We start from the raw sequence: 6,685 nt of genomic DNA, 5'->3' as shown, positions 1-6,685 counted from the left end.
TCATGGGTAATGGATTAGCTGAGTTTGCAGATTAGGTACTCAGTTACACCTAAAAATGATTCGTTATGGGTATATATGACCACTGCTGAACGGGGGCTTTCCAAGAGTGTGGCAATTAAGTATGAAGACTAGGGAGGCACCAAGTTTTGCATATTCCTTCGCAAAAAAGAGTAAAGGAGTGTAAAGTTTATAGCCGTGTCAAGGAGAGTTGACTAATGTGGTATATTTTAAAGCTCATTTTAGGTAAATAAGTTGTTGTATGAGTAAAATAACAGGTGTATTTGTAATTATCGTATCTATAATCTGTTCTGGTTGTATAAGTATGGAAAAGCGAGTTGCTAAACATCGCGATAGATGCCAACAATATGGATTCATGCCTGGTACCGACGAGTTTGCTCGTTGTGTGGAAAAAGGGGTGACAACCGATGAGCAGCGTTTCCATGATGCCTTTAATAGTGAAAAAGTACGTTGTGAAGAAGAGTATGAAGGGAACAAAAAAACAACGGAGTGCTACAAGTACTAATATAGTGTTGAATCAGTTTTTTAACTAATTTGTACCTGCTTAATCTAGGTTAAGCAGGCGTTGTAGGGTTAGGTGAGGAGTTATTTTAGAATAATATTATTTACTACTGCATTTAACTCAGGCTCATATTGCTTAATGACTTTATCATAATCAGTCTTGAAATCTGTTTGGCAAGAAATTCCTGTTTTGTATACTTTAATATAAATACTGTTCTTTTTGTTACCCACTGCTCGACTAAACATTTTTCTGATATAGCAGTTGTTGGTGTCCTTACTATTCTTGTCTATTTTCCCAAAACTAAAGGCGGTATAATACCGGTTGCCATCAGAGAGATGCTCTTTTTTCTGAGCTAGGAAATTGGTTCCTTGAAAGTCTTCAATAAACTGTCCATATTGCCCTTCAAGACGGTTAAATTCAATTTCAATAACCTTTTGTATTTGATCGGAATTATTTGTAGTTTCAGTAAAACGAAAATACTCTCTGGTGATATTTGTGCCTAAATGACCGCCACTTTCTCCGCCTTTATCATAGTCTTCATATCCTGACTGAGAATCTTGCTTATCAAGCTGCCAATTACTTGGTATTTTAAACTTCAGGCTAGGGCTTCTTGATGAGACAAAGTAGCCATCTTGAATATTGCGAATAGGAGCTGCACATCCTACTAATAAACTGACTAAAACAAGGGTAACTATTGCTTTCACTTCAATGTTTCCGTATTGAGTTATAAAAATTAAGGCGCGAACGATAGCAAAGATGACGTGATCAATCCACATTCATTGATCAGAAAAATCCTTTTTTTCATAGCAGTGTTTAAAAGATGGTTGGGTTAATAAACTAAACATATATGGCTAGGCGTTAATTATTAATTTAATGAATTACTGTCAGGTATTCAGTAATGGATATGTTTCTTACTCCATCGTTCCTATTCACTGTAACAGTAGCTATGTAAATCAATCAGTTACTGTTAGCTATACCTGATTGATGGGGTATTGCCAACCATTCAGGGCGAGGATTGAACTAGAAGCTGTTGTTAAGCCTGCTGGCAACTATCTGCTGTCTGTGAAGCGAGGGAAGGGTAAGTTATCATCAGGTGTCAAACAATCTTCGCTTACTCTCTACATCATGGGAACCATGGCAAAAGTCTGGCTTCAATTGTTGTAGGTTGTGTAATAGCTTTAGCTTATACTACCAAATGTTCAGATATGACTTTCTCTATGGCTGGTGGTTTATCGGATTATGGGCGGTGTAGGCATGAAGTATAAAAGCTATTTAAAACTGATTCTGTTAATGCCTGTGTTTGGTCCTTTGTTGATTTGGGCTGCTACATTTCTTATAGAGCAAGTAGTTAATCCAGACTGGATAGATGATCTACAAGGCTATGTTTTTGTTAATTTAGTGGGGTTAGTTTACCTTGCTATACCTTACTTAATTGCCCTGATATTGGGGTGGCGAAATATGAAGGATTTAACTAATAAACAGGCATTTAACTCGGTATGTTTGTTTCCGCTGATAGTGGTTGTGTTTACATTACTGTATTTACCGGTTTTTATCTTAATGACCAGTAGTATAGAAGCCCTTTTCACTATGCAAACTGTGAAAATAATTGGATATATCATAGGGCTAGAGCTTTTAATGGGGGTGCCTTGGGTTGTACTATTTTTGTTGTTTATTCCATTATTAAAACGGTTTAAACTTATCAGTTCAGAGGATAAATAGTTACCATTTACTTCGGGTTGAGCTTTGATTCAAACTAAAAAACTATAGGTAAGCAATAGCTTTACAAACACGTTAGTTTTTAAAGTAGTAAGGGTTGTAAAAAAAGCATTGCCTCGAAAATGCGGACGAAAAGCAATCAGTAATACACGAGGCAATGCAGTAACAACTGGGTCAGAGTTGTTTGAGTTACACAGTAGATATAGTACAGTAATAGTGGTTTTCAGTGCTATTTAGTTCCGACTATTTAAGTTGTAAAACAGACAGAGAATTGATATGTATCAATTGGAGCGACATAGCTTCTCGCAAGGTATTCCATCTTTGTCCCTATCCAGTCCTGTTAAATTGCATTGATTAAGATAAAACTTTGCCTCTTCGCAAGAAGTCATGTGTTTACAGTACTTTTTGTTACCACAGCTAAATCCATGTTTATAGTCTGGCTTAGCTTTAGACTGGGTAATGGTTCTTTTATTTCGGCGCCATTCCCAAGGTGGGACTTGTTGTGTAAGTGGTAATGTCCATATGCCACGTTTGTTTGTTTTTGCTTCTGACTCATACAGCTTAAGCTTTTTGCTATCACTGTAATGGTCATATACCCAGGCAGCCCCTTGTTTGACCAACTCAGCATTCACCCAAGTGTTGCCCAGATAGATGTGAGCAATACTTCTGCCGTATTTGTCTTTTGTTTGAACATCTGCTTTTACAGTTTTTTGAAAAACCATACTTGACAAGGCTTGTTTGGCTTTTTGGCCGTAAGGCTGTGCCTTTTCAGGGGTATCGATTTCTGCAAGTCGTATTTTCACTTGTTTTTTATTGTTTGTTAGCAGTGTAAGTGTATCGCCATCAGAAATACTAATTACCTTACCTTCAAGTGCTGTTGCTAGTGAAGGAGTTAGCATCAGCAGCAATATAGTCAGTTGTCGCATATTGATTTCCTTTGTTAATGGGTAGCCCATTTAAAAATTAGCGAGCGGGTATTGTCAAACTACCATCTGGTTTCACTGTTTTTTCTGAGATAAATACGACACAAATAGTACAGGGCACCTAGCATGCCATCGAAGTAACGCCTTGATTACTAATTTACCGGAAGGCCAGAGACGGTAAAATTATAAGGGGTGCTTCCAGAAAACTATGTTGGCGTACAAGGGGGGATGGATGGTACGTTTGTTTGCAAAGGCAACTAATTATTTTGCAAGAGAGGTAAGCAATGTTTGTTACTGGATTATTGCAAGGTAGGTGTTGTAAAAGTGAATAGATAGGGAGTAACAGGGTATTTTTCAGAAGGCTTCCGCTGTATATCTTCATCAAGGTGGTAATGAGCTCTAATTAACAAGGGGCTAGCTAGCCCCTTACGTTTTTAAATTGCGCTAATACTTAAGAGCTTTTGACTGACAAAGGCTGTATTAAAGTTTGTTGGTGTTCTGCTTTTAATGCTTTTACTAATCCCCACATCATCACAATGATGACCAATGAGAAAGGTAACGCTACATTAATAGAAGCGGTTTGCAGTGCCTTTAAACCTCCGGCTAATAATAATACAGCAGCAACAGCGCCTTCACCCACTCCCCATATAACCCGGTGAATGGTAGCAGGGTTAGGGTTGCCATGGGATAAAATAGTAGCAACTACCAGCGTGCCGGAGTCGGCAGAGGTGATAAAGTAAGTGGCAATTAATAAAGTGGCAACAAACGTGGCTGTCCAACCGACTGTACCATTATCCAGTGTTTCCAGTGTTGTATAAAGCGCTGAGGTCACATCGGCTTTGACTGCATCAACAATACCGGCTTGACCCACTGCTGCAACCATTTCACCTGCTTCATTTTTTACTTGATGAAATAGCTCAAGTGACAATGCCGTACTGCCAAATAGCGTTAACCAAATAAAACCAAGTAATGTTGGTACTAATAAAACGCCTATGACAAACTCTCTGATGGTTCTGCCGCGTGATATACGGGCGATGAACATGCCAACAAAAGGTGCCCAGGCAATCCACCAACCCCAATAAAAGGCAGTCCAGCTATTTTGCCAACCGCTAGATTGGCTTTCAGCATCTGTCCATAAGCTGAGTGGAATAACATTTGCCAGGTAGTCACCAGTGCTTTGTAAAAAACTATTGAGCAAATAGCGGGTCGGACCATACAACAGTAAGAACCCCATAATAATAAAAGTAAGCCAAAGATTAATACTTGAAAGCCATTTAATTCCTTTACCGACGCCAGTGACGGTTGATAAAGTGGCTATAGCGGTGACTATGGTAATGAGAAAGAGCTGATTGGTAGTTGAAATATCTACCCCAAACATGTGGTGTAAACCAGCGTTCATTTGAGATATCCCTAACCCCATGGAAGTGGCCACTCCAAAAACAGTGGCAAATACAGCTAGCACGTCAACTAAATGCCCCCATGGCCCATACAGTCGATCACCAATTAATGGGTGAAGGGCTGAACGAATAGCAAGTGGTAATTTTTTGCGGTAGCTGAAAAAAGAGAGCGATAAGCCAACCACTACATAAATAGCCCAAGGGTGTAACCCCCAATGAAAATAGGTCAGTCGCATAGCGATTTCAGCGGCTTCTGGGGTCAGTGGTTCTGAAGTAAATGGGTTACCTTGAAAGTGATAAATAGGCTCGGCAATAGACCAAAAAACTAAACCAATGCCCATCCCAGCGCTGAATAGCATAGCAAACCAGGCAAAATAGCTATACTCTGGTTGCTCATCGTTTTCGCCCAGTTTAATTTGCCCATAAGGGCTAGCAATTAACCAAAAACAAAAAAATAGTAAGCAAGCAACTAAGCCGATGTAATACCATTTAAAGTAACTAAGTATCCAGCTGGACATTGCACCAAACCAGCCAGCTACGGTATCTGTTATCAGTACACCACTAATCACAAAAAGTAGAATGGTAAGGAAAGAGATTGTCGAGGAGGTGGGGTCAGTTCCTCTAAAAAAGCCCTGAGTTGATACCATGGGTTAATCCCCTTTTTATATTTATCGTTATATTTTGTTTATGAATTAATTAAGCAGCAGTGATGGTTATTAGTTCGCATGATTGTTATGGAGGAGAGCGGGTATCAGGGCAGTAATGAGAGTATAAGAAAAGCCTAATGCACTGTTTTTTAACGATATAATCCACTATATAACTACCATTTATTAGAATATGCTCCGGCTGATTCTGGCGGAATATACATGTAGTAACATAGTTAAAAGCGACTTTTTTCAGTAAAAATACCGACGATAGCAGATGAAACTGATCTGCTGGATAATTTAGCACTACTGTAGTCGTTTTGAGGTAATAGGAAACTGACTTAGCTGACCATAATCAATATTTGGTCAATCTATTATAAAAAAGTAAGGTAACAATGGTTGATAACGCTACCTATATATTAACAGCCACCTGCCCTAGTCGTTTGGGTACGGTTGATGTCATTACGCACTTTTTATATCAGCAGGGCTGTTATATTAAAGATATGCATAGCTTTGATGATACGGCTTGCCAGCAGTTTTTTTTACGAGCTGCATTTCGCCATGATAAAGGTGATGCTATTGATGTAGAAGCATTTAAATCTCAGTTAAATGAGCGAGCAACGCCATTTAATATGGTATGGCAGTTACATGAGCCTGATCATGTACCAAAAGTATTAATTATGGTGTCGAAGCATGATCATTGTTTAAACGACTTGCTTTATCGTTACCGAACAGGCCACTTAAATATAGAAATTCCTGCAATCATCTCTAACCATCCTGACTTAAAAGGGTTAGCTGAGTGGCATCAAATCCCTTATTACCATTTTCCTATTACAGCAGCAACCAAATCACAGCAAGAAGCAAAAGTATGGGAAGTGATTCAACAAACCCAGGCAGAGCTAGTGGTGCTTGCTCGTTATATGCAAGTACTGTCACCTGAAATGTGTGAAAAGCTAAATGGTTGGGCGATCAATATTCATCACTCATTATTACCTGGTTTTAAAGGGGCCAAGCCTTATCATCAAGCCTTTGCAAAAGGGGTAAAACTGGTTGGCGCAACCGCGCATTATGTGAGTAATGAGCTAGATGAAGGCCCCATTATTACCCAAGGTGTTGAAACAGTAGATCATACCCATTACCCAGCTGAGCTGGCAGAAAAAGGTAAAGACATCGAGTGTCTTACCCTGGCCCGAGCGGTTAAATATCACTGTGAAAATAGAGTGTTTTTACATCATAATAAAACAGTGGTATTTCCGGATTAACTGTATTTTTGAAGACTCACTCGCTTAATTACCTACACAAATTGAGACTGTCGCAAAGCCGATTTCCCCCTTTATCAAAGGGGGAGGTCGAATTCTGCTATCTCTATACTCCTCTATTGCAACACTCTCCATTGGAAGAGTCGTGATATAGCTAGAAAATTATAAAGTGGCATATTGAAGATGCTGTATAAATAACTTGTCTATATCATCACAGCGATGCTGT

The 6,685-nt window shown here is 39.1% G+C and carries 6 protein-coding genes; 3 read left to right on the top strand and 3 right to left on the bottom strand.

Annotation, left to right across the window (positions count from 1 at the left end; all coding sequences use genetic code 11):
- The first annotated feature begins 322 nt into the window (after nt 1-322).
- Entirely contained in the window at nt 323-523 is a 201-nt protein-coding gene (locus ORQ98_RS28600) for a hypothetical protein (protein ID WP_274692242.1), read from the top strand.
- An 80-nt stretch (nt 524-603) separates the two neighbouring features.
- Here ORQ98_RS28600 and ORQ98_RS28595 read toward each other — a convergent pair whose 3' ends face one another.
- Nucleotides 604-1,296 (bottom strand): hypothetical protein, encoded by a 693-nt coding sequence (locus tag ORQ98_RS28595; RefSeq protein ID WP_274692241.1) that lies wholly within the window; start codon nt 1,294-1,296, stop codon nt 604-606.
- Nucleotides 1,297-1,774: 478 nt separating this feature from the next.
- On the opposite strand from ORQ98_RS28595, the gene ORQ98_RS28590 reads away from it, so the two are divergent.
- The gene (locus tag ORQ98_RS28590; RefSeq protein WP_274692240.1) at nt 1,775-2,239 is read left to right on the top strand and encodes a hypothetical protein; all 465 of its coding nucleotides are present in this window, start codon (nt 1,775-1,777) and stop codon (nt 2,237-2,239) included.
- Between the two features lie 278 nt (nt 2,240-2,517).
- Here the strand turns inward: ORQ98_RS28590 and ORQ98_RS28585 are convergent, their stop codons facing one another.
- Together ORQ98_RS28585 and ORQ98_RS28580 are read right to left on the bottom strand one after the other, a co-directional pair.
- Nucleotides 2,518-3,162, bottom strand: coding sequence for a thermonuclease family protein (locus tag ORQ98_RS28585; RefSeq protein WP_274692239.1), 645 nt, complete (start codon nt 3,160-3,162; stop codon nt 2,518-2,520).
- 448 nt (nt 3,163-3,610) lie between these two features.
- The gene (locus ORQ98_RS28580) at nt 3,611-5,203 is read right to left on the bottom strand and encodes a BCCT family transporter (RefSeq protein WP_274692238.1); all 1,593 of its coding nucleotides are present in this window, start codon (nt 5,201-5,203) and stop codon (nt 3,611-3,613) included.
- A gap of 392 nt (nt 5,204-5,595) precedes the next feature.
- Here ORQ98_RS28580 and purU point away from each other — a divergent pair, with 392 nt between their 5' ends.
- The gene (gene purU / locus ORQ98_RS28575; protein WP_274692237.1) at nt 5,596-6,462 is read left to right on the top strand and encodes a formyltetrahydrofolate deformylase; all 867 of its coding nucleotides are present in this window, start codon (nt 5,596-5,598) and stop codon (nt 6,460-6,462) included.
- Nucleotides 6,463-6,685: the final 223 nt, after the last annotated feature.

This window comes from Spartinivicinus poritis, assembly GCF_028858535.1.
GTDB lineage: Bacteria > Pseudomonadota > Gammaproteobacteria > Pseudomonadales > Zooshikellaceae > Spartinivicinus > Spartinivicinus poritis.
This window is presented reverse-complemented; position numbering and strand designations above follow the sequence as displayed.